Origin of the sequence: Isoalcanivorax pacificus W11-5 (assembly GCF_000299335.2) — a bacterium.
In the GTDB taxonomy this organism is placed as follows: Bacteria; Pseudomonadota; Gammaproteobacteria; order Pseudomonadales; family Alcanivoracaceae; genus Isoalcanivorax; species Isoalcanivorax pacificus.
In genome coordinates, this window is the sequence record NZ_CP004387.1 from 1,667,767 (window position 1) to 1,692,998 (window position 25,232).

General features: G+C 62.1%; 21 protein-coding genes. 10 read left to right on the plus strand and 11 right to left on the minus strand.

Annotated elements, in window-relative coordinates:
* Positions 1-217 precede the first annotated feature (217 nt).
* On the plus strand, positions 218-1,399 hold the full coding sequence (locus tag S7S_RS07515) for a 4-phosphoerythronate dehydrogenase (RefSeq protein WP_008735638.1): 1,182 nt from the start codon (positions 218-220) through the stop codon (positions 1,397-1,399).
* Here the strand turns inward: S7S_RS07515 and S7S_RS07520 are convergent.
* Positions 1,368-1,553, minus strand: a complete 186-nt coding sequence (locus S7S_RS07520) for a PA1571 family protein (protein WP_008735641.1) — start codon at positions 1,551-1,553, stop codon at positions 1,368-1,370. The genes S7S_RS07515 and S7S_RS07520 overlap by 32 nt on opposite strands.
* A 205-nt stretch (positions 1,554-1,758) precedes the next feature.
* Between S7S_RS07520 and S7S_RS07525 the strand changes: the two genes are divergently transcribed.
* The gene (locus tag S7S_RS07525) at positions 1,759-2,898 is read left to right on the plus strand and encodes an ATP-NAD kinase family protein (protein ID WP_008735642.1); all 1,140 of its coding nucleotides are present in this window, start codon (positions 1,759-1,761) and stop codon (positions 2,896-2,898) included.
* A 50-nt stretch (positions 2,899-2,948) separates the two neighbouring features.
* Here the strand turns inward: S7S_RS07525 and htpX are convergent, their stop codons facing one another.
* Positions 2,949-3,842, minus strand: a complete 894-nt coding sequence (gene htpX / locus S7S_RS07530) for a protease HtpX (RefSeq protein WP_008735644.1) — start codon at positions 3,840-3,842, stop codon at positions 2,949-2,951.
* Between the two features lie 233 nt (positions 3,843-4,075).
* Between htpX and S7S_RS07535 the strand changes: the two genes are divergently transcribed.
* On the plus strand, positions 4,076-6,136 hold the full coding sequence (locus tag S7S_RS07535; protein ID WP_008735647.1) for a site-specific recombinase: 2,061 nt from the start codon (positions 4,076-4,078) through the stop codon (positions 6,134-6,136).
* 2 nt (positions 6,137-6,138) lie between these two features.
* On the opposite strand, the gene S7S_RS07540 is transcribed toward S7S_RS07535, so the two are convergent.
* A complete protein-coding gene (locus tag S7S_RS07540) occupies positions 6,139-6,633 on the minus strand; it encodes a hypothetical protein (protein ID WP_008735649.1) in 495 nt (164 codons plus the stop codon).
* A gap of 37 nt (positions 6,634-6,670) precedes the next feature.
* Positions 6,671-7,897 (minus strand): pyridoxal phosphate-dependent aminotransferase, encoded by a 1,227-nt coding sequence (locus S7S_RS07545; protein ID WP_008735651.1) that lies wholly within the window; start codon positions 7,895-7,897, stop codon positions 6,671-6,673.
* A 123-nt stretch (positions 7,898-8,020) separates the two neighbouring features.
* Between S7S_RS07545 and msrB the strand changes: the two genes are divergently transcribed.
* Entirely contained in the window at positions 8,021-8,416 is a 396-nt protein-coding gene (gene msrB, locus S7S_RS07550) for a peptide-methionine (R)-S-oxide reductase MsrB (protein WP_008735653.1), read from the plus strand.
* A complete protein-coding gene (locus S7S_RS07555; RefSeq protein ID WP_008735655.1) occupies positions 8,413-9,081 on the plus strand; it encodes a DNA-3-methyladenine glycosylase I in 669 nt (222 codons plus the stop codon). The genes msrB and S7S_RS07555 overlap by 4 nt, the downstream gene beginning before the upstream one ends.
* Here S7S_RS07555 and S7S_RS07560 read toward each other — a convergent pair.
* From S7S_RS07560 to S7S_RS07580, 5 genes are all read right to left on the minus strand, one after another.
* Positions 9,078-11,858 carry a hypothetical protein gene (locus S7S_RS07560; protein ID WP_008735656.1) on the minus strand — a complete coding sequence of 927 codons (2,781 nt, stop codon included), beginning with the start codon at positions 11,856-11,858 and terminating at the stop codon, positions 9,078-9,080. The two genes, S7S_RS07555 and S7S_RS07560, sit on opposite strands and share 4 nt — an antisense overlap.
* 100 nt (positions 11,859-11,958) lie before the next feature.
* Positions 11,959-13,572: a DUF4394 domain-containing protein gene (locus S7S_RS07565; RefSeq protein ID WP_008735658.1), complete on the minus strand. Its 1,614-nt coding sequence runs from the start codon at positions 13,570-13,572 to the stop codon at positions 11,959-11,961.
* A gap of 282 nt (positions 13,573-13,854) precedes the next feature.
* Entirely contained in the window at positions 13,855-16,200 is a 2,346-nt protein-coding gene (locus S7S_RS07570; protein ID WP_008735660.1) for a penicillin acylase family protein, read from the minus strand.
* A 136-nt stretch (positions 16,201-16,336) separates the two neighbouring features.
* Positions 16,337-16,984 carry a class I SAM-dependent methyltransferase gene (locus S7S_RS07575; protein ID WP_008735663.1) on the minus strand — a complete coding sequence of 216 codons (648 nt, stop codon included), beginning with the start codon at positions 16,982-16,984 and terminating at the stop codon, positions 16,337-16,339.
* A 15-nt stretch (positions 16,985-16,999) separates the two neighbouring features.
* A complete protein-coding gene (locus S7S_RS07580; protein ID WP_008735666.1) occupies positions 17,000-17,776 on the minus strand; it encodes a helix-turn-helix transcriptional regulator in 777 nt (258 codons plus the stop codon).
* A gap of 563 nt (positions 17,777-18,339) precedes the next feature.
* On the opposite strand from S7S_RS07580, the gene S7S_RS07585 reads away from it, so the two are divergent.
* From S7S_RS07585 to S7S_RS18830, 3 genes are all read left to right on the plus strand, one after another.
* Positions 18,340-19,281 carry a hypothetical protein gene (locus tag S7S_RS07585; protein WP_144401616.1) on the plus strand — a complete coding sequence of 314 codons (942 nt, stop codon included), beginning with the start codon at positions 18,340-18,342 and terminating at the stop codon, positions 19,279-19,281.
* An 81-nt stretch (positions 19,282-19,362) separates the two neighbouring features.
* Positions 19,363-20,388 carry a putative solute-binding protein gene (locus S7S_RS07590; protein ID WP_008735671.1) on the plus strand — a complete coding sequence of 342 codons (1,026 nt, stop codon included), beginning with the start codon at positions 19,363-19,365 and terminating at the stop codon, positions 20,386-20,388.
* Positions 20,389-20,553: 165 nt separating this feature from the next.
* Positions 20,554-21,231 carry a thioredoxin family protein gene (locus S7S_RS18830; RefSeq protein ID WP_008735673.1) on the plus strand — a complete coding sequence of 226 codons (678 nt, stop codon included), beginning with the start codon at positions 20,554-20,556 and terminating at the stop codon, positions 21,229-21,231.
* Positions 21,232-21,408: 177 nt separating this feature from the next.
* Here the strand turns inward: S7S_RS18830 and S7S_RS07600 are convergent, their stop codons facing one another.
* Entirely contained in the window at positions 21,409-21,726 is a 318-nt protein-coding gene (locus S7S_RS07600) for a CcdB family protein (RefSeq protein WP_008735675.1), read from the minus strand.
* The gene (locus tag S7S_RS07605) at positions 21,726-21,971 is read right to left on the minus strand and encodes a type II toxin-antitoxin system CcdA family antitoxin (RefSeq protein ID WP_008735678.1); all 246 of its coding nucleotides are present in this window, start codon (positions 21,969-21,971) and stop codon (positions 21,726-21,728) included. The genes S7S_RS07600 and S7S_RS07605 overlap by 1 nt, the downstream gene beginning before the upstream one ends.
* A 311-nt stretch (positions 21,972-22,282) precedes the next feature.
* Here S7S_RS07605 and S7S_RS07610 point away from each other — a divergent pair, with 311 nt between their 5' ends.
* Both S7S_RS07610 and S7S_RS07615 read left to right on the plus strand, forming a co-directional pair.
* Entirely contained in the window at positions 22,283-23,389 is a 1,107-nt protein-coding gene (locus S7S_RS07610; RefSeq protein ID WP_008735680.1) for an OmpA family protein, read from the plus strand.
* 1 nt (position 23,390) lies between these two features.
* On the plus strand, positions 23,391-25,154 hold the full coding sequence (locus tag S7S_RS07615) for a thrombospondin type 3 repeat-containing protein (protein WP_008735681.1): 1,764 nt from the start codon (positions 23,391-23,393) through the stop codon (positions 25,152-25,154).
* Positions 25,155-25,232: the final 78 nt, after the last annotated feature.

Genomic DNA, 25,232 nt, shown 5'->3' on the forward strand with positions numbered 1-25,232 from the left:
TATCTGAGCCACGTCGCAGTCTCCACCCCGATTGCGTCGCGGAAGCCTCTTTGTAACTGAGAAGAAAGACTTAAATCAAGTCCGGTGGGTGCAGGCTTTTCTTCCGGTGGCGGGCGTTGCGGCCAACATCGGGGCTTGCTATCGCCGGATCATGCCGAAGCGGTGTCTTTTTTGCCGGGGGCGGTATCATGGCCGGCGCTGCCGCCGGAGGAATATTGTGACGAACGTGCCGACCATCATTGCTGATGAAAACATGCCTGCGCTGGAACTGTTCAGCGGGTTGGGCGAGGTGCGCACCGTGCCCGGCCGGCCGCTGCCGCGTGCTGCACTGACCGGGGCACAGGTGCTGCTGGTGCGCTCGGTGACGCGGGTGGACGAAGCGCTGCTGGCCGGCACGTCGGTGCGGTTTGTCGGCTCGGCCACGATTGGCACCGATCATGTGGACCTGGATTATCTGGCGCGGGCCGGCATCCGCTTTGCCCACGCGCCGGGCTGCAATGCGATGGCGGTGGCGGAATATGTGTTGCAGGCGGTACTGGCCTGGGCGCTGGACAATGGCCGCGCACTGCAGCGTTTGCGCGTCGGCCTCGTCGGGCTGGGCAATGTGGGGCGCAGTGTGGCCGGCCTGCTGGAGGCAGTGGGCTGTACGGTGGTGGCCAGCGACCCGCCGCAGGTGGAGGCCGGCGCGCAGACGGCGGTGCCGCTCGGGACACTTGAACAGGTGCTGGCCTGCGATGTGATCAGCCTGCATGTGCCATTGACCACCGCCGGCCCGCACCCGACACACCATCTGCTGGATGCCGCCCGGCTGGCAGCGCTGACCCCCGCGCAATTGCTGATCAACACCTGCCGGGGGCCAGTGATCGATAACCGGGCCCTGCTGGCGCGGCTTGAAGCCGGGCAGGGGCCGGTGACGGTGCTGGATGTGTGGGAGCAGGAGCCGCAGGTGCCGCCGGCGCTGCTGGCTGCGGTGTGGCGTGGTTCGCCGCATATCGCCGGCTACAGTGTCGAGGGCAAGGTGCGGGGGACCTGGATGTTGTACCGGGCGCTCGGCCAGTGGCTGGGTGTGGATGCCTCACGTGCGATGCCGCAACAGGCGCCCGTCCGGACGTGGGAAGCGCCGGTGGCATCCATGGCGGACCTGCTGGCGCTGTTGCGCACGGCCTACCGGCCGGAAGAGGACCACCGGCTACTGCGCGAGGCCATGGGCCTGCCGCCGGAGGGTGGGTCTCGGGAAACGTGGGTGCCGCTGACGGATGTCACGCGGGGCACGAATTTCGATCAGTTAAGAAAGACGTACCGGGTACGTCATGAAACAGCGGGTCTGCGGGTCACCGGCGCGGTGGCACCGGTGTGGCAGACCGTGCTCAGCCGGCTTGGCGTTGTTGTGTCGCAGTAGCCGGGTAGTGCCAGGCGCGCTCCAGATGCGCACAAGCCTGCTGTACCATATCTTCCGTGATCGGGATTTCGCGTCCCTGTGCATCGATCAGGGCGGCACCATTGAAATCCTTTTCCCAATCTGGTGTGGCCTGGGTGTCGGTTTTCCGGTTCATGGTTCACCTGCCTTGATGGTTGCGTGTCAAAATGATCGGCCAGGTCAGCGACCGATACAGCCTCTACGCTACCGCGTCCGCTGCCTGCCAGCCAAGGTAAGTATTGTTTCCGGATATGACTCTTTCATGAAAAAAACACTGCATTTCGTAGCTCTCTTATGCAAAAAACAGCGGCTTTGCCGGTAGCGGCCGAGGAGGCAGGGTGATGTCAGAACAGGTACCCCGGCCACTGTGCATCGGGCTGCTGGTCAACCCGCTCGCAGGTCTGGGCGGCGCTGTGGCACTCAAGGGCAGTGATGGCGCGGACACCGTGGCCGAGGCGCTGTCCCGGGGTGCCGTGCCACAGGCCGGGCCGCGTGCGGTGCGGGCGCTGGCGGCACTGCGCGACAGTGGCGTGCCGGTACGGCTGCTGACCTGGGGTGGCGAGATGGGCGAGCGCTGGGCGGCGGAGGCAGGGGTGCCGGCGCAGGTGCTGGGCCAGCCGTCCTCACCGAGCACCCCGCCGGACACCCGGGAGGCGGTCCGGACACTGGCGGCGGAGGGCATCGACGTGCTGCTGTTCGCCGGCGGGGACGGCACGGCCCGCGATGTGTACGACACGCTTGGCACCGGGCTGCCGGTGCTGGGGATCCCGGCCGGCTGCAAGATGCACTCCGGCGTCTATGCCGTGAACCCGGAGGCGGCCGGCAGCCTGCTCGGAGCGCTGGTGCGCGGCGAGCTGGTGGGGCTGACCGACGGCGAAGTGCGGGATATTGATGAGCAGGCGTTCCGCGATGGCATCGTCAGGGCACGTTACTACGGCACACTGCGGGTGCCGGACAACAGCCGTCTGCTGCAGCAGGTGAAATGCGGCGGGCGTGAAACCGAGGATATGCAGGTCACGGAACTGGCGGCCTGGATGGCCGGGCAGCTTGAACCGGATACCTGGTATCTGATGGGCTCCGGCTCCACGGTGGCCGAGGTGATGACACAACTTGGCCTGCCGAATACGCTGCTGGGCGTGGATGTGGTCAGAAACGGCGAGCGAGTGGCGGCGGATGTGACGGCGACGGAGATTCTGGCGTTGATTGGCGATGCGCCGGCACGTGCGGTGATCACCGTGATCGGCGGCCAGGGGCATCTGTTCGGGCGCGGCAACCAGCAGTTCAGCCCGGCGGTGATCCGCCGGCTCGGACGTGACCATTTCCATGTTCTTGCCACGCGACTCAAGCTGGCGTCGTTGCGGGGGCGGCCGTTACAGGTGGATACCGGCGATGCTGCGCTGGATCGGGCACTGGCCGGCTGGATGCCCGTGGTCAGCGGTTATGAGGATCAGGTGTTGTACCCGGTCGGGGCCGAGCCCTGAGCGGAGAATGAAAAGGGCGCCAGCGGCGCCCTTTCCCCTTTTCATATGCATCAACCGTGCCGCTGCTCGCGCAGCGCGGCGATACGGTCGTCCAGCGGCGGGTGCGAATGGAACAGGGATTTCAGCCCCTGGCGCAGGCCCATGTTGATGCCGAACGCGGTCAGTGATTCCGGCATCTGGTCCGGCACGCCGCTCTCCGCTTTCAGGTGTTCCAGCGCGGAGATCATGCTCTGGCGATTGGCCAGTTGCGCGCCGGCCGCGTCGGCCCGGTATTCGCGGAAGCGCGAGAACCACATGACGATGGCGGTGGCCAGGAAGCCGAGCAGGATCTGCGCGACGATGGACACGATGTAGTAGCCCGGCCCGTAGCCGCGCTCGGTCTTGAACACCACCCGGTCGACCACATGGCCGATCACCCGCGAGAAGAAGATCACGAAGGTGTTCACCACGCCCTGGACCAGTGTCAGGGTGACCATGTCGCCATTGGCGACGTGGCCGATCTCGTGCGCCAGCACGGCACGGATTTCGTCGCGGCTGAAACGCTGCAGCATGCCTTCGGACACCGCGACCAGTGAGGCATTGCGGTTCCAGCCCGTGGCAAAGGCGTTGGATTGCTGGGCCGGGAAGATACCCACCTCCGGCATGCCGATGCCGGCCTTGGTGGACAGCTCGCGTACGGTGGTCACCAGCCACTGTTCGGCCTGGGTGCGGGGCTGGTCGATGACCTGGACGCGGGCCGCACGTTTCGCCATCCACTTGGACATGAACAGGGAAATCAGCGAGCCGGCGAAGCCGAACACGGCACTGAAGATCAGCAGGGCCTGCAGATCCAGGTCGACGCCGTTCTGCGCCAGAATCGAATTCACGCCAAGCAGGCTGAGAACGACGCTGGCCACCGCCAGCACGGCGATGTTGGTGAGCAGGAACAGGGCTATGCGCATCATGTGCTGAGACTCTCCAAGATAGTCACGGGGCAGGGCGGATGGGGTCGCCACCCGCGCCGGGGAATTCTGACAGTGATTTTGTGGTCTTGTGCCCCGAATTCAAGCGGATGCGGCTTTTTTTTGTTGCCAGCGGTGACCGGTGCCGGCACGACGCAACCGCCCGGATACCGTATGATCCTCGCTGGCGGCGGGCGCCGCCGCCGTGCCGGACTACTGCGAAAAGGAAGCCCTGCGTGTCCCTGGACAAAATGCTGGCCGAACTGGCCAATCCGGAAACCAGTGCCGTGAAGTCCATGGTGCTGATCGTCGACTGGCTGCGGCCGGGCCGGCACGAGGCCACCGACGCGGTGGCTGACCGCATGACAGGGCTGGCCGCTATCTTACAGGCCAGACCCGACCTCCACCAGCAACTCGCCGAACGCCTGCAGGGCTGGCTTGATGAAGCGCGCTTCTTCCAGTTGCTGACCGGGCTGGGGCTGTATTCCCGTCGCGGCTTTCTCAAGGAAATGGGCGAGCGCCTGTATGAGCGCCTGAATCCGTCGCCGGTCAACATGACCAGCGTGAAGGACGTTTTCTTCATCGTCTTTCGTCGCAAATCCGATATTGAATGGGTGGCCCAGGTGCCGGATGACGCCTGGGTCAGCCTGCTGTTCACCTTGTGGCAGTTTTCACCAGAAGCGCTGGCGAGCACGCAGGAACGGCTGTGCCACGAAGTGCTGTATGCCATCGAGCTGTTGTCGATCTGGATTGCGGCAGAAGAGCTGGAGCCGGCGATCCTGCGCCTGGACCCGCGCATCCTGAAACGGGATTCGGCGTTTGTGGCCTTGCAGCGCGAGCTGGCGCTGTATACCCAGGCGTATCCGAAATGGCTGAGTGATCCCGAGACGGCCCGCCTGGACGATGCCCACGCCCGCGTGCTGCTGGAACAGTGCGAAGAAGAAATCGCCCGCCTGCGCCGGCGCACGGTGAACTGCGGCACCAGCGTGGCGCTGACGCATCTGCTGGAACGTCTGAGCCAGACGCTGGCGCGCATCGAACTGCTGCTGGACGTGGTCGATCCGGATGACCCGGAAAAGCGCCGGCGCCGGGGTGTGGAGCTGTTCCGGCAACTGGTGCAGGCGATGGCGGCGCGGCACAGTGTCGGTGCCCTCTGGCAACAGAACACCCGCCTGCTGGCGCGCAGTGTCACGGAAAACTCCAGTGACCATGGCGAGCACTACATCGCCGGCAGCCGCCGGGAGTACTTCCGCATGCTGGCGTCCGGGGCGGGCGGCGGTTTCATCATTGCGTTCATGGCGCTGATCAAGATACAGATTCTGGGGCTCGGGCTGGCGGACTTTCCGCAGACGGTGCTGGTGAGCCTGAACTATGGGTTGGGGTTCGTGCTGATCCACATGCTGTACTGCACGGTGGCCACCAAGCAGCCGGCGATGACGGCGGCGAGCATCGCCGAAAAAGTGGAACAGGGTGAGCACGGCCGGGCCAATGCGCGCAAGCTGGCCGAACTGCTGGTGCGGGTGGGCCGCACACAGTTTGTCGCCATTCTTGGCAATGTGGCGGTGGCGTTGTCGGTGGCGTTTCTGATCGGCTGGGGCTACAGCCAGTGGCAGGGCGGTGCGCCACTGATCGGCAGTGAGCGGTACGATTACATTCTTTCCGGGATTCATCCCTGGCAAAGCCCGGCGCTGTTCTATGCGGCGATTGCCGGGTTGTGGCTGTTCGTGTCCGGTCTGATCGCCGGCTGGTTCGACAACCGTTCCGCGTACCTGGACATGGAGGCGCGCTTGCGCGGCCATCCGGTGCTGCGTGCCGTGTTGCCGGCCGGCGCCCGCGACTGGCTGGCGCGTTACGCGAGCGAGAACTACGGTGCCCTGATGAGCAACTTCACCTTCGGTGTGCTGCTGGGGTCCACCGGCTATATCGGCCATCAACTGGGCCTGCCGATTGATATTCGCCATGTGGCGTTTTCGTCTGCCGATGTGGGTTACGCGATGTCAGTGGATATTCCCTCGGCGCAGGCGTTTGTCTGTTTTGTACTGTTTGCGCTGCTGATCGGGGGCGTCAACCTGGTAGTGAGTTTTGCCCTGGCGTTGAACGTGGCGCTGCGTGCACGGGGTACTCGCATCGCCAGCATCAGCAAACTGCTGAAGGCGTATTTCCAGGTGCTGCGCGAGCGACCGGCGGGCTTGTTGTACCCACCGCCGGATACGGTTCCTGCGGAGGAAGATGTGGTCCCGGAGGGTAAGCCGGAAAAAAAGGACGAGAAGAAAAGCAGCGGCGACAAGGCGGCCTGATGTCAGTCGTCCCGTGGTTGGCGCTGATAGTGGGGCAGGGTGGCCGGTGAGGTCACTGCCTCCGGACGGTTCGCCAGGAAGTAGCGCATTACAGCACTGATATCGGCGGAATGACCGCCGCGCAGGGCGGCGCGAATCTGCTCCACCAGGGCGCCTTTTTCCGCCATCAGGGTACCAGGCAAGTTGGCGGGTGGTTCTGCCAGGCGCAGGTCGCTGGCGGCGCTGAGCAGCACGAATGCCTTGTTGGTGAGCACGGCCTGATCAATGCCGTCCTGGTAGATCAGGCTGTCGTAGCGCAGGTAGCCTTCGCTGGCCAGCCACAGCAGGGTGCCGAGGCAGGCCATGTAGCGTTTGGAGTGCAGGCCGACTTCGTCCGGCTCGTCCGGGCCGGAGATGTCTTCCACATAGATGGCCTGCGGGCGCGGGAAGGCGTTGTACAGGTGCAGCAGGATCAGCGCCGCATCGCGGCAGAAGTCGTCGATGTGGATGTCGGCCATACCGTGCCCCGTGATTCCCGGTTGCTGATTGCCGTTGCTACTTGCGCATGCGCGCCAGATAGCGCCCGATGCGGCTGATGGCTTCCTGGATGTCGTCCAGTTGCGGCAGGAACACGATGCGGAAGTGATCCGGTTTCGGCCAGTTGAAGGCCGTGCCCTGGACGATCAGCACACGTTCCTGGCGCAGCAGGTCCAGCGCGAAGGCTTCGTCGTCGTCAATGCGGTAGACGTCCGGGTCCAGGCGAGGGAACAGGTACAGCGCGGATTTCGGTTTGACGCAGGACACACCGGGAATCTCGTTCAGCAATTGCCAGGCCAGGTCACGCTGCTTGCCGAGGCGGCCGCTGGGCAGGACCAGATCGTCGATGCTCTGGTAGCCGCCGAGGGCGGTCTGGATCGCATGCTGGGCCGGCACGTTGGCGCACAGGCGCATGGAGGCCAGCATTTCCAGGCCCTCAATGAAGTCCTTCGCCAGGTGCTTGGCGCCGGAGATGATCATCCAGCCGGACCGGAAGCCGGCAGCGCGGTACGCTTTCGACAGGCCGTTGAAGGTGACGAACAGCAGGTCCTCGGCCATGGAGGCGATGGACACATGCTGCTCTTCGTCGTAGAGGATCTTGTCGTAGATTTCGTCGGCGAACACGATCAGGTTGTGCTGCCGGGCGATCTCCAGCATTTCCTGCAGGAAGGCGCGGCTGTAGTTGGCGCCGGTGGGATTGTTCGGGTTGATGATCACCAGCGCGCGGGTGCGCGGGGTGATCTTGGCGCGAATATCGTCCAGCGCCGGCTGCCAGTCCTGTTGTTCGTCGCACAGATAATGCACCGGATTGCCGCCGGCCAGCCGCACGGCGGCGGTCCACAGCGGGTAGTCCGGGGCAGGAATGAGGATTTCGTCGCCGTTGTTGACCAGCGCCTGCATCGACATGACGATCAGCTCGGAGACGCCGTTGCCGAGGATGATATCGTCGATGGTGACGCCTTCGATGCCCTTTTCCTGGCAGTAGTGCATCACCGCCTTGCGTGCCGGGAACAGCCCCTTGGAATGGCAGTAGCCGGTGGAGTCCGGCAGGTTATGGATCACGTCCTGCAGGATCTCGTCCGGGGCGATCAGGCCGAACGGCGCCGGGTTGCCGATGTTCAGCTTGATGATGCGCTGGCCATCCTCCTCCATGCGGTTGGCTTCACGCAGCACCGGGCCACGGATGTCGTAACATACGCCTTTCAGTTTTTCGGACTTGAGAATGGCCGGTTTATCCGCACTCATGATCTGGGCTTGGTCAGGAAAAAGGAGCCCGCATTCTACAACGCGATTTCGCTGGCTGTATATGAACCCTCAGGCGCGTTGCCGATCACACCAGACAGACACGACTCACTTCGGGAGAGCAGTATGGACAAGATCCGCAAGAGCGAGGACGAGTGGCGCCGGGAACTGGACCCGGAGACCTTCCGCATCACCCGGCAGCATGGTACCGAACGGGCCTTCACCGGCAAGTACCATGACAGCAAGACCCCCGGTGTCTACCACTGCGTCTGCTGTGGCACGCCGCTGTTCGATGCGGCAACCAAGTATGATTCCGGCAGCGGCTGGCCGAGTTTCTATCAGCCGGTCGAGGACGAGGTGATTGCTGAAGTGACCGACCAGAGCCTGGGCATGACCCGCACCGAAGTGCTGTGCGCGGTGTGCGATGCCCACCTTGGCCATGTGTTCCCCGACGGCCCGCAGCCCACCGGCCTGCGCTATTGCATCAACTCCGCCTCGCTGGACCTTGAGGAGAAGGAATGAAAGCGTTCGAGGATATCTTCGCGCTGGCCTGCCGTCGCCATGGTGGCGAGGCGGCAGTGCGGGCCAGGCTGCCGGAGGTCGTGTCTGCCGCCACGCTGCGCAGGCGCAGTGATGCCTGGTATTTGTCCACCATGATGCGGCGCATCTTCCGTGCCGGCCTCAGCCACGACATGGTGGACAACAAATGGCCGGCGTTCGAGGACGCGTTCTTCGGTTTCGAGCCGGAGAAGCTGGTGCTGATGTCCGATCACATGCTGGATGAACGCCTGCAGGATACACGCCTGATCCGGCATGCCGGCAAGATGCAGGCGATTCGTTTCAACGCGCAGATGGTGCGTGAGGTCAGCCAGGAACATGGCGGGTTCGGCCGTTTCCTGTCCGAGTGGCCGGATCAGGATATCGTCGGCCTGTGGCTGGTGCTTGGTCGCAAGGGCAAGCAACTGGGCGGCAATTCGGCGCCGGCGTTTCTGCGCATGGCGGGCCGCGACACCTGGTACCCCACCGATGATGTGCGCGCGGCGCTGATCGCCAATGGCGTGATCGAGCGGGCGCTTGCCAGCCAGCGTGATCGCCGTGCGGCGCAGGCAGCGATCAATACCTGGCAGGCGGAATCCGGCCTGCCGCAGGCGCATGTCAGCCGCATCCTGTCGATGACGGTCGGCTAAAAACTTGCACCGATACTCACATAGGCGCGCGTTTCGCCAAGTTCTTCGTCCAGGCCGCGCGCCACGCCGACGCGCACCGGCAGCACCAGTTGATAACCGAGCACCAGTTCGGTGGTCAGTTCAGCGCCAACGCCGGTGAGCTGTTTGCCGTTCAGCCCGTAATCCACCTCATTCCAGGCCGCGCCGGTATCGGCAAACAGGGCACCGTGCAGGTCGCGCAGGCCGAGCGGATAGGTGTGCCAGTTGCGCTGGATGCGTGCCAGCGGGAAGCGCCACTCGGCGCTGCCCACCGCGATACGCCGGCCGAAGATTTCATCGTCGGGATAACCGCGCAGCAGGTAGCGGTCGCGACCGAACCAGGCGTTCGGGTCTACCGGCTGGTCGCTGAGCACGATGGGTTTCGGGCGCTCGGTACCCCAGGCACCCGCTGCGCGCAACGCCAGCACATGGGAAGCGCCCAGATGCACATACTCGCGCCAGTCGAGCGTGTAGACCTCGCCGCTGTAATCGCTGTCGATGGCCTCGTTGGTTTCCGCCACCAGCGCAATTTGCCGGCCGGCGGCCGGGCTGATGCTGTAGCGGAATTGCTCGGTGTTGTCGAACACCAACGCCAGCCCGGCCAGGCCACGGCCGATATCCCGGCGCGGCGGCACGCCGGTGCGGCGATAACGATCGGAATCCTGTTCATAAAATACATTGGCGTGCAGGCCGAGGCGGTCGTCGAAGGCATTCCACAGGTTCAGGCGTGTCAGGGATGCGCTGTCGGAGGCGCGTACGCGCTGTACCTGGTCGTCCGCGGTACTGAATGACAATGCCCGTTCCAGCAGCAGTTGCCAGCGGTTGCTGTATTGATACCCGAGCAGCCCGCCCGGTTCTTCACTGCGGGTTTCATAAAACAGGGTCAGGCCATAACTGTGTTGCCCGAGGGCATCGCTGCCGCCAGTGGAAACACCGACCTGGGTACTGTCTTCGGTGGCGGCGAACACCGGCAGCCACCAGCGTGGGCGGGCGCTGGTGGGGCGGTAGCGGGTCGGGGCGCTGGTGGCCACGGCTGGCGGCGGCGTCAGGCGGCGGGCCGGCTTGATGGCGGGCAGGGTGGTGGTGCCGGGATCCTGCACGGCCCACAAGTCATAGCCGCTGGCGCTCAGGCCCTGGTAATAGAGCGTGCCGTCGGCGGTTTGCACGGGGGTAAAGGCGCCCGTTGAAACGTCGGTCAACCGGGTGATGTGCCCGGCCTGATCCCTGCGGTACAGGTCAAAGCGGCCGTCGTAGTCGGCACTGAACAACAGGCTGCCGTCGGCGGCAAAGCTCGGCTCGCCCTGCAGGTTGCCGTTGTCGGTGAGCAGAGTGAGCTGGCCGTCGGCCAGCGTGATGCGGGCCAGTTGCCAGCTACGGTTGGCAGGCTTGAAGGCGGCCACGATAGAGGCGCCATCCGGGGCCAGGGCGAACTGGCCGAGCACGTCTCCCTGGCCGCCCTGCCAGAGAATGTGCTGCAGGTGTCCCCGGGCATCAAGCTGATGCAGTGCGAACAGGCCATCCTGCTGCTGCCGTGCGAGCAGACCACCGTCCGGCAGCCAGCGCGCTTCGCGATAGCGGCCATCAATAGTGAGCCGCTGCCAGTGACCGTCGTACAGGTATAGATCACTCCACAGCCGGTTTTCCCGACGGGGACGCAGGCTGGCCATGATTACCCGGCCGTTGGCATCGACATCGAACAGGCCGGCATCGCGCACCCGGGTCACGCGTTCTGGCGCGGCGCCCTGCTGATAGCGCATCAATGATTGCCTGCCGTGGCCGTCGCTGTGGATGCGGTAGAGGGCGTTGCCACGTGCCACGGGCGGGAAGCTGTTCAGGCCATGTGTGGTCAGCGCACGGCCGGGCAGGCCCTGTTGCGCCTGTGCCGGGAAATGCGCGCGCAGCCAGGTCTGGTATTCCTGCCACAGTGCGCGGAAATCCTTGCCGTAAATCTGCCTGGCGGTGCTGTTCAGTGAAAACGGCACCAGGTTGCCGCTGTACTGGTCGATCAGCCGCAGGATGCTGTCTTCGCCATACTGCTCAGACAGAAAACGCATGAAAAACGCGCCGTACAGATATCCGTCGCCGGACGGCCAGCGGCGGTTGGTGACACTGACCTGGCTGATACTGCGCAGGCCGGCATCCGCCTGCGCCTGCATTTCACCAGCATACAGCGCACTGTAGGCGCGGCCGGTGCCGGTGGCAGCATCGGATTCCTGATGGACCGCCAAACCTTCGATCATGAAGCCGGGCTGGAACTGGTTCGGAAACAGCAACGCAAAGCGACCGAAAAGGCTGCGCAGCCGCAACGGTGTGCGGTCGCCTTTATCCAGATGAATCACATGCGTGTATTCGTGCGTGATCAGCGTGCTGAGCCAGTCGTCGCTGTTCTCCAGCGTATCGAAACCGTCGGAGGGCGACAGGTACAACCGGCTTTGTGCGAAGGGCAGGGCAGTGGCCCAGCCGTTGGCCAGGTCGTAGTCGTCGGTCAGTACCAGTTCCGGTTTGTCGCGGGGCTGCCATTGCAGCGTGTCAGTGAGCCGCTGGTGTGCCTGCGCGGCGATGGCGGCGGCGTACCGGGCCTGGGCTTCGTTGCCGCTGAGATAGTGGATGCGCACCTGTTCGGTTTCGATGCTCTGCCAGTGGCGGCCGTTGTCACGCCAGCCGACGCTGAGCGGATTCTGCGGCGGGTTGGCGTAGCTGCCCAGGGGTAACGTCAGGGCAAGCGTTGCCAGCAGGCGGGTAACAGGGCGTGATAGCAATGGGCATCTCCGGCCGCAGTGAGTCTGCGCCCGATGTTACACGCGGGCACGCCAGGCCGCGCAACAAAAAAAGCGGCGGCGCTTGCCGCCGCCGTGATGGTTATTGCAGATCGATGGCGAGGCTGCGCAATGACGGACCGCTGGCGCCGCCGATGGTGGAACTCGCGGCATCGGCCCCCACCAGCGTGAATGCGCCGGTAGTGAGGTTGAGTTTGTAGAGCACATGCGGGCCTGCTGCGTCGTCGGACAGTGCGACCAGTACCAGTCCGTTGTCGCCGCCGGCGATATCAAAGCCCTGGTCTCCCGCCGCGACAATCGGCAGTGCGCCCTGCGGTACCTGGGTGCCGTCATTGGGCGGGTTCTGCAGGTTGTATTGCTGGCCGTCGATGTCGATGGTGTAGAGCTGGGTGCCCGGCGGGTTGGCGTAGCTGTTGGTGTAGGCGGCGGCGGTCAGTACGGGGGTGGCACCGGCCTGGTTGACGCTGCCGTCCACGAGTGCCGCGCCGGTGTCGACGTTGATGCGCAGGTTCTGGCCGAGTTCGCTCATCAGCCGCAGGCGATCCGGTACCGGGTTGAAATCCAGCACATAGTCGCCCGCGTCGAGCATGACGAAATCGTTGTCCGGCGCGGGCGCAGGGCCGAGCGTGGCCACTTCTGTGGCGGCGCCGGTGCCGGTGTTCAGGGTGTAGATCTTGCCGAGGGCGGACACCGCATACAGGTCGCCGGTGGCCGGGCGGAAATCAATGCCGAGCAGGGCCTCGGGCGTGGTGGACAAGCCGGTGATGGCGACCGTGGTGATCGAGCCAGGGCTGGTGAGACTGAAACTGGCCAGTTCGTTGTCTTCGGTGAGGGTGTACACCATCGGCGTGGCCGGTGGAATGGCAATGCCCTTGATGCCACCGCTGACATCCAGCCGGCCAATCAGGGTGGCGGCATTCTCTGTCGCGTTGACGTCGATGTAGTAGAGCCCGGCGCGGCCGTCCACGGTGAACGCGGCGAAGCCTTCGTTGGTGCGTCCATCCAACACGAAACCGTTATGGTCGGAAGCATCCACGCCCAGCGTGACCGGATTGGTCTGCGTGCCGTCGTTCGGCGGGTTTTGCAGGTAGAGCATTTCGCCGTCGCTGTCGATGCTGAACAGTCGCGTGGTGGCGGTGCCGGCAAAACTGTTGGTGTAGGCGGAGCCGGTGATGTCGGCATCCGGTGCGCCGTTGACGGCACCGTCGATAATCACCTCACCAGTATCCACGTTGATGCGCAGGTTCTGGCCGTTGTCGGACACCACACGCAGGCGGTCTGGTACCGGGTTGAAATCGACACCGAATTCCTCGCCATCCAGGCCGGCAAAGGTCGGTGAGGTAGCGCTCGGGATCAGGGTGACGGTACTGGTGACCGCGCCGGTGCTGTCGTCAATTACGTACAGATTGCCCAGCAGGCCGACGCCGTACAGGTCTCCGGTGGCGGGGCGGTAGGCAATGCCCACCAGCGTGTCGGCAGTGGCCAGGCCGGTGATGGCCGTGGAGGCGCTGAGGTTGCCGGGGTCGGCCCGGTCAAGGCTGATCAGCGCATCGCCTGCGGTCAGCAGTACCATCGGGCCCGGCGTCACCTCCGCGAGATCCGGCGGCGGTGCGCGTCGTGAACTGGAACTGCCGCCGCAGGCGACGAGTGACAGGGATGTCGCGAGCGCGACGGCGATGAACAGGGGCTGGCGCATTGGGGGTACCTCTCCTTGTATAGCTTGTATCGTCTGGGCGGCAATCCGCTGGGCGGCATGCCGGTATAACTCCGTGCATGGCCTTGTCGAGACTCGTTGTGAAGGAGGGAAGAACGCGTGAGTGAAGGGGGGGGATTTATTGTAGTTTGGTAACGACGCAGCGTTTTACCGAAAAAAAAGCACTGCATGACAGTGCGGTGACAGATATGCGTGAAGGGTGCGCGAAAAAACAAGGCAGGCCGAAGCCTGCCTTGTTCCGGGTCGTGCGATGGTGCGGTGAGTTTACTCTTCCAGTTGCAGTGGTTCTGCGATCAGGGAGGCTTCGATCGCTTCACGGGTGAACGGGAATTCGTTCCATTGCTTATCCGAATACGCCTGGGTGTAATCCGCAAAGTGCGGGCTGTTCGGATCGGTGGACTGCGAGTGCGCGACGAAGGTATAGGCACGCACGGGCTGGCCATCCGGGAAATCCACCACGTGCATGTAGGTGTTGTTCAGCACGGTGAAATAGCCTTCGTTGCCCGAACCACCGAACAGCGGAATGGTGACGCCCTGTTTCGGATAGGTCTGGTAATCACGCACCTGCGCATCCAGCGGCAGGCCGGAGTCATTGACGGCCTGGACGGCAGCGCCAAAGGCTTCGATCACGTCCGCGTTGGCGGTGTTCAGGCCATTCGGGGTGTTGATCGGGTCCATGGCGTTGAACGGGGTGGTGTACAGGTTCGACAGGTTGCGCGCGCGGTTCCAGAACTGCGACCAGATGAGTGCGCCACGGGCATCCAGATTGCCGGTGTTGTCCCAGGCATCAAGCACGCTACAGGCTACGGTCACGTCGACATCGGTGCCGTCGACATCAATCGGGTTGCCAGTGCAGGCGGCGGCGAGCAGGTCGTCTTTCAGTTGCTCGGCGCTGTAGACGCGGCTGCTGATGACCTCCTCACGCACCTGTGCGCTGGTCACCGGCGGGTTGGCCACCAGTTCCAGGGCCTGCGTGTGCCCCATGCGGGTACGCAGGCTCTGCGCATTGTTTTCCGCGCCGATCACACGGTCGTAGCCGGTCAGCGGCGTGTTCGGGTTGCTCAGCCAGTAGCTGTCGTTCATGTTCGCCACGTATTCCGGGCTTTCCAGGCTGGGCAGCTTGCTGACGCCGAAAGCACCGGGTTGCGGGGAGTCGGCATCGGTGCGCCAGGTACAGGCGGAGGTGTTGCCGGCGAGCAGCGGCAGGGCCGGCGCCAGTTCGGTGATGCTGCACAGCGATACCAGCGAATCCGGCAGGTTCGGCACCACCGTGATGTCGGAGTAGAACGCGCGGCCATCGTCACGACCGGCGGCGGACGTGTTCACCCACGGAATGCCGAGAATGGATTTCTTCGCGTCGATGAAATCCTGCAGCGTCTGGGCATGGTTCCAGGCCAGGAAGTTGCGGAAGGAACGCGGGTTTTCCAGGTTCACGTCACGAATGGTGACGGCCTGCGCGCTGTTCCAGGCCAGTGCCGGGCTCAGGCCGCTGAGGTTGATCATCGGACCCAGGTGCGAACGGTACAGGGTGCGGGTCGCGGTGGTGCCGTCTTCCATTTCCACGGTGATTTCCGTCGCTTCCATGGCACGGCGCTGGCCGTCGAAGATGTAGCTGGTCGGGTCATCCGCCGCCAGTTGCAGGCGGTAGAAGCCAAAGCGGCGCGCGGTGGACACGGTGTGTGCCCAGGCCAGGTTGTTGTTGAAACCGATCAGCACCATCGGCGCGCCCATGATGGCGGCACCGGCGATATCGATCTCGCCCGGCTTGGTCAGGTGCACCTGATAAAAACGGTCCACGCCTTCCAGATACCAGTGCGGGTTGGCAAAGTTGATGCCGCTGTTGGTGCCGGTGGCATCGCTGCCGAATGAATAGGTGTTGCTGCCGATACCGGTCTTGCGACCCAGCACAAACCGCTCCGGATCGATGTCGCCGAGGCCGTCCTCAATAGAGACGGTGCGGGCCAGCGTCGGGCTGATCACGGGGGATGGCGGTGCGGCGGAGGCAATCTCCTCGACCCAGTTGGAAGAACTGGCGGCCAGGTTCAGCACCACCAGGCGGCGGTACATGTCCTGTTCGGTAATTTCGCGCAGCCATTCTTCACTGCGGCAGTCCAGATGGCGGTTGGCATGGTCGCCCTGCTGGATTTCGCGCACATAGCGGTTATAGCCGGCGGCAAAACCGTCCACCAGCTGGTGGAATTCGTCATCCTGCTGGCTGAGGAAGTTCTCGACCGTTTCGTCATTGGCGATGAAACGGAAGAAGAAATCGGCTTCCAGGTTGACCGGAGCGCCGAAGGTGCCACTGGCCGCCTGCGTGCCGGTACGGCCAAAGTATTTCGAGCGCTCGCCACTGAACGTGACGAAGGCATCGGCGAGTACGCACAGGTTGTCCTCGGCGATGGCGTAGCCGTGGCCGTAGCCCAGGCCGCCGTAAGTCTCCGAAGTGATGTGTGGCACGCCGTAGGTGGTGCGTTCCAGGGTGGCCGCGTAGCCGGTTTCCGGCTCGGGGGTATGTCTGCGGGAACTACTGTCGCCGCCGCAGCCGGTCAGTACCAGGGCGGTACTGAATCCAGCCGCCAGGCCAGCGCGCAGAATGGCGGGTGAAAACATGGTGCTCTCCCTTCTTGTTATGATTGCGGGCAAGTTTATCAGGAAGATTACGTAGATATTTGAATGCAGCGGCTGTTTTTTACGCCTTTCGGCTTACGAGTGTAAGGCGGCCGGCCGGTCATTTTCTGAGTGCCTGTCAAACGGGCCGGGCGCGGACGATCAGCATCCGTCGCTGTATCGCTTCGCCGGTGTTGCTGCGCACCGATTCAAGGTGCTCATCGATTGCCGTTACCTGCCAGCCGGTCGCGTCCAGCAGTGCCGAGGCCTCCTGTTCGTCATACAGCGTGAAGCCGTGCGCAGCGAAGGGCAGGGCAGCCATGAAGTCGCGATGGCCAAAGGCCAGGCAGAGCACGCCGTCCGGAGTGATAACCCGGCGGATCTCATGCAGGCAGGGTTCTGCCGGTGTCCAGAAATAGAGCGTGTTGACGCTGAATATGCGTTCAAAGCAGGCGTCCGCAAACGGCAGCTGCTCCGCACTGCCGGGCACGAATGTGGCCCGGCCGTCATCCACCAGGGCGCGGTTCAGCCGGGTGGCGGCCGCCACCATCTCGGCAGACAGGTCCAGGCCGGTGTACTGCACCCCCGGTGCATGGTGCACCACCTGCGTGGCGAAGGCGGCATTGCCGGGGCCGATTTCCAGCACGCGCTGGCCGGGTGCCGGGTCCAGCAAGGCAATACTGCGCAGTGTGAGGGCTCCGTTGGCGCGGTTCATGGACAGGCCGACGTCGTCGGCGTCCTCGCCATGGGGGCAGCGCAACTGGGCAGCAAGCTGTTCGGGAGTCATCCGTATTTTCTCCATTCAGTGCAGATGCACCCTGATGTGCTGGGCGACGAAAGAGGGTGTCAGCCCGAAGAACGCTTTGAAGGTGCGCGTCAGGTGGGCGGCATCGGCAAAGCCGACTTCATGGGCAATATCCGCCAGGGAGCGTCCCAGGGCGATCAGCACCGCCGCGCGGCGCATCTTGGCCCACAGCACATAGCTCTTGATCGACAGCCCGAGCTTGTCGGAAAACAGATGCGTGAGGCGGTGCGCCGACAGGCCGACTTCCCGTGCCAGCTCCTCCACGGTGCTTTGCAGCGGCAGTTCCTTTTTTATCTTGTGCGCCACGTGCAGTACACGCATGTCCATGCTCAGGCGGATCGGCCGGTAGCCGGTGATGGCGTGTGCCAGCCGGGTGGTCAGCCGGAACAGGGTGGCGCCATCCAGCACGCCGAGGCCGGCGGCGCGCATTTCGGTGCGCAGGGTATCATCCAGGCGTGCCTCCACGGCCCGTACCGGTGCGCGGCCGAGAAAGGCCTTCAGCGTGTGATACTCATAGCTTTGCGGATCGAAGTTCAGCGACAGCAGGGCGCTGTCCGGTGTCGCCAGCCGGCGTGCCACGCCGTGGCCAATGAGCGCGGCACTGTAGCGGGCGCTGCGCCCATCGTCTTCCTCGAGGGTAAAACTGCCGCCAGCGTCCATGGCCAGCAGCAGTGTCAGGGTATGCCGCTGGGTCGAATCAGATGTCATTCCGGCCGTCGTGTACAGAAAACGATCATCCCAGATATACAGATGCGCGCCGATTGTTGTGGTCATGCGTTAGGGGTTCCGGGCCAGGCACGAAAAGATGAGAATCATTATCAGCAAAGGGCGTGCTGTCAAATTAATATCTCTTTGCCATTTATCGGATATTGCCCATTCGGCGTTTGGCATTAAATCAAAACAAGCTGCTGTATTCAGATAAAAAAAACCGCGCGTGGTCTTTGCGTGATATGGCTATGCCAGCAGTCAGGTGATTGTTTTCTATGGGGATAATGTCATCCTCTGCAGGTGGGGTGAGGGCAGGGTTAAAAACGAAAAGCAGCTTTTACCCAGATTAAGTTTCCGTTTGTTCACCGAAACACTAGCCTCCTGCATTGATCGAGTTCACACAGAGGTCTGAAGGCCCGGGTGAGCCAGCGTTCATCAGCGTGATATCAACAAAAACGATAGAAATAAAAAGTTAGGAGATGTATAGCATGATGCTTAATCCTTTTGCGAAACCTTGCCCGACTTCCAGCGCGCTACAACCAGGAAAAAGCTCTTCTTCCCGCGTTTTCCGGTCGTCTGTACGTGGTCTGGGGGTGGCTGCCGCACTGATGGTCATGCAGGGCTGTACCATGGTGTACAAAACCACGGGTGACATCCTTGTCAACTTCGGTCGGGGTGAAATGACCGCCTATGTGATGACCTACGATGATCTGGGGATGGCCTGCGCGACGGGTGAAGGTTTCACCCCGTTTCTGACGTCTTTCGAGACGGTGGGCTCCAAGCCGAACCGTCTTTCGGTGCTGATGAATACCATGGCCGCCACCTGCTCTGACGCTCAGGCGGCAGAAGAGGAACTGCGCTACCTGCGGGCCATGAACAAAGGCGACGTGACCGAGGCCCAGGACGCCCGCGCTGCCCAGAAACGCTACGCACAACTCTCTGCCAAGCGCCAGTACGAAGCCTACCGTCGCATGGTCAAGCAATATGGCGAAATCGAAACGCTGGATGACTGCCCGCGCCTGCGCCAGGACTTCGACGAAATCGTGTTCATGACCGGCCTGCTCAGCGGTGTCCAGTCGCTGCTGAACGACGCCGCCTCGGATGTGTCGCTCGGTATTCCGCGCGATATCGCTGCCAAGGTGGAGCGTGCCGCCCAGTGTCTGGACAACGAGAAGTGGTGGGGCGTACCGCGCGGTATCCGTGCCTCGCTCTGGAACATCCTGCCGATGCTCGCTCCGGACAATGTCGATGCCATGGCCGAACTGCGTCAGGCCGCCCAACGTGGCTATGACAGCGGTGTGCGTCTCTCCAGTACGCTGTACGTGATCTCTGCCTACAGCACCGGCGATGACGATGAAGTGCGCAACGGCCTGCGCGGTTTCGCCCAGCACGACGAGAACCTGAACCCGGACTACGCCATGATGGACGCCATTGCCGGCTTCATGCTGCTGGGTATCTCCGATCGTCTGTGGACCGAAGCCACCGGCAAGCGTACCCCGTTTGGCGGCCTGGGCACCTTCTGGGATGAGAGCACCGGCGATTCCGACATCAACATCGACGACCTGCTCTGATGCCTGTTTAGCACGCTCACTCTGCGGGGCGGCAGCCCGTCGCCCCGCACCGAATTCTGCGAATACGATCCGGAGGGAACCATGCGTTTCAGCAAGGTAATCACTGCTTTTGCCGCAGCTGCGCTGCTGCCATTATCCATGTCATCCCATGCGGTCACCCAGCGTACGCTGTGTGTGTTCGATATCCTCGGCACCTCGGGTGACACCTACAACATCATGCGTGACTACGCTGCCGCCGCCCGCACCCAGGGCTACGACATCAACCTGCGCGTGTACACCGACGAAGGCATTGCCGCCGAGGACCTCAAGGCAGGCCAGTGCGACGCGGCCGGTATCACCGGTGTGCGCGGTCGTCAGTTCAACACCTACACGGGCAGCATGGATTCGATCGGTTCGATCCCGAACTACGACATCATGAAGACCGTGATCCAGGTGCTTTCCAGCAACAACCCGCGCATCGTGGAACATATGCGCACCAATACCTATGAGGTGTTCGGTGTGCTGCCGATGGGTGCGGCGTACCTGTTCGTGAAAGACAAGGCGATCAACAACGTCAGCGCGCTGGCCGGCAAATCCATCGCCGTGCTGGAGTATGACGTGACCCAGGGCAAGATGGCCGCCAGCGTCGGCATGACCCCGGTGATGTCCGACATCACCAACTTCGCCGGCCGCTTCAACAACCACAGTGTGGATATCTGCTTTGCCCCGGCGTTCGCCTACAAGGGCCTGGAGCTGTACAAGGGCATGGAGCCGAATGGCGGCATCGTGGACTACGTACTGGGTCAGCTGAGCTTCCAGATCATCGCGCGCCACAGCCGTTTTGACGAGGAATTCGCCAACTGGTCCCGCAACTATGTGTTCGAGAACCTGTTTGACCGCGCCATGCGCCTGGTCAGCGGCGCCGATGCTGACATCGAAGACAAGTGGTGGATCCGTATTTCCGATCCGGACCGTCAGCGTTATGACGAAATGATGCGTGATGCACGTGTGGCGATGACGGAAGAAGGGTTGTTCAGCAAGGACATGATGTCCCTGCTGCGGAACATTCGTTGCCGTCATGATGCTAGCCGGGCCGAGTGCAGTGATCGGCGGGAGCTGGATTGGTAAGTTTTTGTATCCTGAAATAGAGAAACATGAAAACGGCGTCCAGTGGACGCCGTTTTTTGTTTGTCATGTTTGACGAAGCGCTACAAAAATGCAGGGAAAACGCTCTGATAATATGGCGCTAAATAGGTATTTTGATTTGGTTGTCAGGATTCTAAGAAAAGGGTAATGCAAAGTGCGCAGCGGGAGGTGAGATTGCAAACCTATTTGATCAAGGGCGAGAGTGTCCGAAAGGATGATGATGGAGTGGCGAGGCAGGCGGTTGATGTCGGTTCGGATAACGGCCCTTTTATGACAGACATCTATACGTTTGGCGTCCGAAACGAGCTTGGTCGTATATATCGTGTGGTTCGGCTGTGGCATTCTGTGGAATACGGTCTTTTCACAGAGGGAATGGAGCGATTTGGATTTTCAAAGGAAGAGAATCCGAGTGGCCAGGATCCGGAGTATGGTGGAGATTATTCTGAGATATATTATCGAGAGTCTGAATTGGAAAAGAGGCTCATGGAGTTGCATTGGGAGGAGCGTGGGCAGATTACGCCACTGAATGACCTCAATTTTCAAAAAGCGGTAAACGATGATTTCCCAGTGTTGGTGTTTTTCTGGGGGGAGTGGTGTGGGCCATGCAGGCAACTGCAAAGCACATTAGAGATTATTGCAAAGGAGCGATCTGGTGAGATCAGGGTGGCAAGTCTTAATGTGGATGACCAAAAGAAGACCGCGGAGAAATACAAGGTTCACTCTATTCCGGATATGAAGCTGTTCAGGCGTGGCGTGGAAATTTATCATCATCTGGGTAACCTGGATAAAGATACTCTGAATGACGATTTGTCTCAGAACCTGTAACGGGTTTGTTTTTTTGTTCGCCGTCTGACGCCTGGTAGTGGGGTGGTTTATGTCATCAACTGGGCCGGGAAGAGCGGGGTGCGGCGAAGTGTGCGGTATGCACCAATTTAAAGTGCAGATGTGAGATATGGCTCCCGCAGGGTATGGTCTGCTGCTTTGGCGAATGGCGTCGCAGCGCTATATTCCAGCCAGCACAAAATCAACCGCCGCTACAATGTCGGAACGATAAGCTGACAGATCAAAAACCTGCGCGCCGAGCTGGTTGCGATCAATGCCTGCCATATCCTGCGTGATGGCTGTGTAACCTTCACCATCGATATCGAACGTTGGATTCAACCTCGATAAACTCATCGGGGCAGCCATTCTGGTGGGGGCGAGCGGAATAACGACAGTCGTTCGCAGCGCGCTCAATAAATCGCTTTGAATATCCAGCAAGTAGGGATACTGCTTGCGAGTGCCCGGGTTGGGGTTCTTGTATGCACAGAACTGTCCCATCAGAAACGCCTTACGCTGTCGCTAAAGGTGCCGTTGGCTTCGACAAACTGGTTATAGGCCTGAATGGCATCGGCGTTTTCCCGCAACCATTGAGCGCGTTGTTCGGTCCGTAATTGCTCCGTCAATGCATGCTCCAGTGTTGCGGACAGGTTGATATTAAATGCCCTGGCTTTTTCAAGTAAGTCGCTGTTTATGCTGACATTTGTAGGCTTTTTGGGGGCTTGGGTGTTGTAGGTGGGATTCATGGCTGTGGCTCCATACGATTCATGCGCATAGATTATGCGCATTGTGGGTGCCGGGCAAGGCATATGACAGCCGGTGGTCACGCCGGCTAACAGGCGGATGCGCCAACATCGCGGCCCCAAACCTGAACATCAGGACGGCCCGCCGCCGGCTTTCCCTCACGCTGTGAAACGAAACCCGTACAAACCCATCACAGTCCCGCTCCGCGAACACAATACTGCAACGGCCCCACACTGGAACGCGCCTTTTCTTTCAGCCCGTCTTTGCAAAGTATTGCTCCCACGTTATTTGACTTTCCGGCAGGGAGCGCAGCATGAACAGATTGACCGGAGGGGCGCTGGCCATAGTGGCCTGTGCCACCGCGGGGCAGGTGTACGCGCAGGATGGGGAGTACACCGAGGATACAACCACCCGCCAGTACCTCAGCCCCATGGCCAGCTATCTGAGACTCGATAAAGACCGTGAACTGGACAACTACGGGGCCGGTGCCAGCCTGATCTACGGGCGGCAACTGTCTGACCACTGGTGGTGGGAGACTGAGGGCGGCGGTTACATTCTCGAACGCGGTATCAAGGATCAGCCGGATTTCTACCAGGGTACGGTGTCCACTGGCCTGGCCTATGCTTTTGGCGACCGCACCGGCTTTACGCCGTTTGTCCTGGCCGCCATCGGTGTGGTCTACAACGATGTGATTCCCGACGCCGACGACAGCTATGAATTCCACGCCAATGTGGGGCTGGGCGCTGTCACCGGGCCGCTGTTCGACAACGGCCTGAAGCTGCGCATGGAAGCCCGTTATCTCTACGACAATTTCGACGGCATTCGGGGCACGGCGTCCGAGGATCAGGGCGGTTTCAGTGACTGGCGGTTCTCGCTGGGGTTCGAGATCCCCCTTGGCTATCGCCAGGTGGTGGAACGCGTGGTGGTGGAAACCCGCGAAGTGGAACGCGTGGTGGAACGGCCTGTGGTGGACACGGATGGTGACGGCGTACCGGATGACCGTGACCGTTGCCCGAACACGATCAGCGGTGCGCGGGTCGATGCCGATGGCTGCATGATCATGAACCAGACCATCGTTCTGAACACGATCAACTTCGAGCTGAACTCCGACCAGATCACCCCCAGTTCACGGCCGTCACTGGACCAGACCGTGCGTTCGCTGCAGGAACAGCCGGAAGTGACCATGGAGATCGCCGGCCATACCGACAGCACCGGCTCTGATGCCTACAACCAGCAATTGTCGCAGCGCCGTGCGGATTCTGTGCGCAATTACCTGACCAGCCAGGGCGTTGATGCCGGTCGCCTGCGCGCCACCGGCTACGGCGAACAGCAACCGATTGCCAGCAACGATACCGCCTCCGGCCGCGCCATGAACCGGCGTGTGGAATTCCGGGTCAGCGGCGAGTCAAGGAGTCAATGACATGGGAAGCCTGTTGAAAACATTCTGCGTGCTATGGCTGGCAGCCCTCCTGGGCGCCGGGCTGGCTGGCTGCAAGGCCGATGGGGATGGTGGCGGCACGCCGCCGGTACAGCGGACCGATGACCAGGATGGCGATGGCATCGAGGATGTGGACGATAACTGTCCCTCCATGGCCAATGCCATGCAGGAAGACATGGACGGCGATGGCATCGGCGATGTCTGCGACAGTGATCGCGACGGTGACGGCCGCCCGGACATCACTGACAACTGCCCGTTGGTGGCGAACCCGAACCAGACCGACACCGATGGTGACGGTATTGGCGACGCCTGCGATGCCGATAATGACCGCGACCGTGATGGCGTGGACGACGGCATCGACAACTGCCCGGACAATTTTAATCCGGAGCAGGGCGATGTCGACAACGACGGTATCGGCGATGTGTGCGATCCCGACGGTGACGGTGACGGCGTACCGAACAACAACGACAACTGCCGCTTCACCCCGAATGTCACCCAGCTGGATACCGACAACGACGGCGTGGGCGATGCCTGTGACGGCGACCGCGACGGCGACACCATCGCTGACGACGATGACAACTGCCTGTTGTTGCCGAACACTGACCAGGCTGACCTCGACACCGACGGCATCGGTGACGTGTGCGACAACGACCGCGACGGCGACGGTATCAGCAACCCCAGCGACAACTGCCCGCTGATTGCCAACGCAGACCAGGCTGATGCGGATGGCGACGGCATTGGTGACGTCTGTGACAGCAGCACCCCGCCAGTGGATACCGACGGTGACGGCGTTCCCGACGACACCGACAACTGCCCGCTGGTGCCGAACCCCGGCCAGGAAGACGCTGATGGCGATGGCGTCGGCGATGCCTGCGAAGTCCCGCTGGACACCGACGGTGACGGTATTCCAGATGCTACTGACAACTGCCCGCTGGTGCCGAATCCCGGTCAGGAAGACGCCGATGGTGATGGGGTCGGTGATGCCTGTGAGAATGACTCGGACGGAGACGGGATTCCCGATGATACGGATAACTGTCCGCTGATCCCGAACCCCGGCCAGGAAGATGCCGACGGCGATGGCATTGGTGATGCCTGTGATAATGGTGACACCGATACCGATGGCGACGGCATTCCCGACGACACGGACAACTGCCCGCTGATCGCCAACGCCGGCCAGGAAGACGCCGACGGCGATGGCAAGGGCGATGTCTGCGATGATGATGGCTTCAACTGCGCCGTTGGCAACACCTATCAGCCGCTGGGCAACACCGACTTCACTGCGTCCGCCGGTTCACTGGGCCTGTGCCTGGGCTGCAATGTGGATGATCCGGCCTTGATGCTCGACGGTACTTCCTCGACCTTTGCGCAGATGAATATTGGTGCAGCCCTGCTGGTGGGCGGCGCCTTTGTCAGCGCGGACGCCGTGGACACTGCCAACGACATTGCCGGTGTGACTACCGCCGGCTTTGTGATCTCCGATCCCAACTCGCAACTGCTTAATCTGAGCCTGCTGGGCAACTTTGTGTCGGTGCATTTCTATGACAATGGTGCCGAAGTGGGCACTGCCGCCGTGGACGGTGGCGTACTCGACCTGGAGTTGCTTGGCATCGGCTCTGACAGCGGCCAGCGCTTCCTGGCGGCAGAGGTCCCGGCGGTCGCGTTTGATTCGGTACGGCTGGAATACGTGGGCCTGCTGAATGCCAACAAGACCTATCGTGTGCACGAGGTGTGTGTCGGCTCGCCGTAACGGCGAGCAGGCACCAGCGGGAAAAGGGGCTTCGGTCCCTTTTTTCGTGGTGTTGGTGCGCAGGGGGATGAACAACGA

Excerpts from the sequence above, each read along its gene's own strand:
- S7S_RS07520 (WP_008735641.1), bottom strand. The coding sequence starts at position 1,553 with ATGAACCGGAAAACCGACACCCAGGCCACACCAGATTGGGAAAAGGAT.
- S7S_RS07525 (WP_008735642.1), top strand. The coding sequence starts at position 1,759 with ATGTCAGAACAGGTACCCCGGCCACTGTGCATCGGGCTGCTGGTCAAC.
- htpX (WP_008735644.1), bottom strand. The coding sequence starts at position 3,842 with ATGATGCGCATAGCCCTGTTCCTGCTCACCAACATCGCCGTGCTGGCG.
- S7S_RS07540 (WP_008735649.1), bottom strand. The coding sequence starts at position 6,633 with ATGGCCGACATCCACATCGACGACTTCTGCCGCGATGCGGCGCTGATC.
- S7S_RS07545 (WP_008735651.1), bottom strand. The coding sequence starts at position 7,897 with ATGAGTGCGGATAAACCGGCCATTCTCAAGTCCGAAAAACTGAAAGGC.
- msrB (WP_008735653.1), top strand. The coding sequence starts at position 8,021 with ATGGACAAGATCCGCAAGAGCGAGGACGAGTGGCGCCGGGAACTGGAC.
- S7S_RS07555 (WP_008735655.1), top strand. The coding sequence starts at position 8,413 with ATGAAAGCGTTCGAGGATATCTTCGCGCTGGCCTGCCGTCGCCATGGT.
- S7S_RS07565 (WP_008735658.1), bottom strand. The coding sequence starts at position 13,572 with ATGCGCCAGCCCCTGTTCATCGCCGTCGCGCTCGCGACATCCCTGTCA.
- S7S_RS07570 (WP_008735660.1), bottom strand. The coding sequence starts at position 16,200 with ATGTTTTCACCCGCCATTCTGCGCGCTGGCCTGGCGGCTGGATTCAGT.
- S7S_RS07575 (WP_008735663.1), bottom strand. The coding sequence starts at position 16,984 with ATGACTCCCGAACAGCTTGCTGCCCAGTTGCGCTGCCCCCATGGCGAG.
- S7S_RS07580 (WP_008735666.1), bottom strand. The coding sequence starts at position 17,776 with ATGACCACAACAATCGGCGCGCATCTGTATATCTGGGATGATCGTTTT.
- S7S_RS07585 (WP_144401616.1), top strand. The coding sequence starts at position 18,340 with ATGGTGTACAAAACCACGGGTGACATCCTTGTCAACTTCGGTCGGGGT.
- S7S_RS07590 (WP_008735671.1), top strand. The coding sequence starts at position 19,363 with ATGCGTTTCAGCAAGGTAATCACTGCTTTTGCCGCAGCTGCGCTGCTG.
- S7S_RS18830 (WP_008735673.1), top strand. The coding sequence starts at position 20,554 with ATGCAAAGTGCGCAGCGGGAGGTGAGATTGCAAACCTATTTGATCAAG.
- S7S_RS07600 (WP_008735675.1), bottom strand. The coding sequence starts at position 21,726 with ATGGGACAGTTCTGTGCATACAAGAACCCCAACCCGGGCACTCGCAAG.
- S7S_RS07605 (WP_008735678.1), bottom strand. The coding sequence starts at position 21,971 with ATGAATCCCACCTACAACACCCAAGCCCCCAAAAAGCCTACAAATGTC.
- S7S_RS07610 (WP_008735680.1), top strand. The coding sequence starts at position 22,283 with ATGAACAGATTGACCGGAGGGGCGCTGGCCATAGTGGCCTGTGCCACC.
- S7S_RS07615 (WP_008735681.1), top strand. The coding sequence starts at position 23,391 with ATGGGAAGCCTGTTGAAAACATTCTGCGTGCTATGGCTGGCAGCCCTC.